Below are 1,971 nucleotides of genomic sequence, written 5' to 3'. Positions count from 1 at the left end.
TCTGAAAGGTGCGCTCGTGACCATTGATGCCGCGCGTTAGTCGTTGCGCCGACGATCACCGCATCGACTAACGCGCGGCATCGATGAAGATGGGCCAGGCCGTCCGGCCCCGACACATCTCGCGCATCGCCACTGGGCGTCGTGATGCGTCCGTCCAGGGATTGGCCGACCTGGGCGAGAACGAACGATGCCCGCGCTCCGGCAATCGGCCCATAAATGGCAAAGGCAGGGTCCGACAAGGGCACCATGTCGACAACCCCCTGACGGAAGTCGAGAAGGTGTTTCCATGTCGCCGCGCTGATTTCGATTGTGTGCATCGCCGACCTCAGAGTATCCGATAGAGGGTCAGATCCCTCTTGACGATGTGATGAAGCAGGACAGCTGCTACGTGCAGGGCAAAGAGCAGCAGCAGAATCCAGGCGCTCCACAGGTGAACCGTCGAGAATAGGGACGCCACGGCGGGGGCTGTGCCGATAGGGCTCCAGACCGCAATGAGGCCGAACCACAACAGCGGAAAGCCATGGGCATTGGTCGCGAGGAACCCACTGAGCGGCATGACAATCAGAAGCAGATAGAGAAGACCGTGGACCGTCGTGGCGGCAAGGCGTTCGATCTTCGGGGCGTCCGACTTCGGCGCGCGGGCGATCAGTTTGTTGCCAACCCGTATCAGCATCAGCCAAAGCACGAGAAAACCGAAGCTTTCGTGAAGCATATAGACGGTCAAGGACACGTCCTTCGTCAGAAACTGGATGACCAAGCCCAGCGGCCAGGTCGCAAGCACGAGCAGCGCAATGATCCAGTGGAGAATGCGCGAAGTCCCCGGATAGCGTTCGACGACAATGGTCGCGCGACTGGGCTTCAACATCATCGCGAAATTTGCTCTTTGTGTAAGCCTTAACACCATCGCCTCCTGGTCAGCCACGACCATCGAATGTCGACATGACCGTTGTCGAAACCCAGATGGCGTGCACAAAAACAAAGGCCACCATGCAGACGCCCGCGCGTGGCGTAAATGACTGTGCGTGCACTTGACATGTCGTTTCGCGCAAGCGCGCAATGCCAACAGAACGAGCCTTTCCGCCGGAGAAGTCGCTCGATCCGATGCACCACGGTCGAGCTCGGCCAACCTCAGGGTGCCAACGCCACCAGGAGACGCGCCGCACGCCGATATCGTTTTGCGAGCGAATGGCACGATCGCACAAGACAACGGCACCGGCGGACGATGATTTAGTTCGCACCCTCAGCCATTCTCAACGACCAGATAAAGATGGTTGTGGAGAAAATGGATGGGGCAGCGACAATGGCGTGCGCAAGGTCTTCGGTACCAGCCTAGCGCAACGGGACGGGTGGAGAGCGACGTGACTGTCCATCGATCGTTCCCTGCTCGGCCGAACACCACCCTCTTTGCCCGCCAGTTTCAGATCGGCGCGCGTTCGGTCCACGCCGGCAGCCCATGTCCATGAAACAGATAGGCTTTTCGTGGATCATGATCGGACAGCTGCTTAGGACGGCGGCGCTCGGCTTCGCCAGGGCTTCGCTGCTGTTCGTCATCGGCACGGTCGCCCTCATCGCGCTCGTCATGGCAAAGCGCAACGAGGTTCCCCCGTTCTTCCGATTGAAGGTAACCTGTCAGACCACGGCAACCTGCCTTCTCATCACCCAGGGCATCATGGACATCCGATCCGGCGAAGATACGCCGCAGCGAACCCAAAATTGAACCCGACCGTTTCGCGCAGCACAGCGGCGTCGCGCGCTTCTTAGCGTGGAAAATGCAGGTGCTCCCCTACACGCCCGCCGTTCGTTCCGCCGCCTTGAAAGCCATCAGCCAACCCTTGGCGATTAAATTCCAAATCAGGTTCCGCAGGTTCGTGTCCCTTCAAACCACCGATATTGACTTCGGCAACAACACCAACGAAAGATCCCCCGCTACAAAGAGAGAACACTGATGGCTGATAAGTAGTGATTATCGAT

Annotated in this window: 4 protein-coding genes; 1 reads left to right on the top strand and 3 read right to left on the bottom strand. The window is 58.9% G+C overall.

Translation table 11 applies throughout. From position 1 onward, the window contains the following. Together PDO_RS14025 and PDO_RS14020 are read right to left on the bottom strand one after the other, a co-directional pair. Positions 1-317 (bottom strand): dihydrofolate reductase family protein (locus PDO_RS14025; RefSeq protein WP_007602753.1); only part of this gene is annotated, 317 nt, incomplete at its 3' end. An 8-nt stretch (positions 318-325) separates the two neighbouring features. Next, the gene (locus PDO_RS14020) at positions 326-868 is read right to left on the bottom strand and encodes a cytochrome b (RefSeq protein ID WP_007602751.1); all 543 of its coding nucleotides are present in this window, start codon (positions 866-868) and stop codon (positions 326-328) included. A 591-nt stretch (positions 869-1,459) separates the two neighbouring features. On the opposite strand from PDO_RS14020, the gene PDO_RS14015 reads away from it, so the two are divergent. Beyond that, positions 1,460-1,717, top strand: coding sequence for a hypothetical protein (locus PDO_RS14015; protein WP_141649910.1), 258 nt, complete (start codon positions 1,460-1,462; stop codon positions 1,715-1,717). A 40-nt stretch (positions 1,718-1,757) separates the two neighbouring features. Here the strand turns inward: PDO_RS14015 and PDO_RS28815 are convergent. Further along, on the bottom strand, positions 1,758-1,971 hold a 214-nt coding region (locus PDO_RS28815; protein WP_210161518.1), incomplete at its 5' end, for a hypothetical protein.

It is taken from the genome of Rhizobium sp. PDO1-076, assembly GCF_000247475.1.
Classification (GTDB): domain Bacteria; phylum Pseudomonadota; class Alphaproteobacteria; order Rhizobiales; family Rhizobiaceae; genus Allorhizobium.
This window is presented reverse-complemented; position numbering and strand designations above follow the sequence as displayed.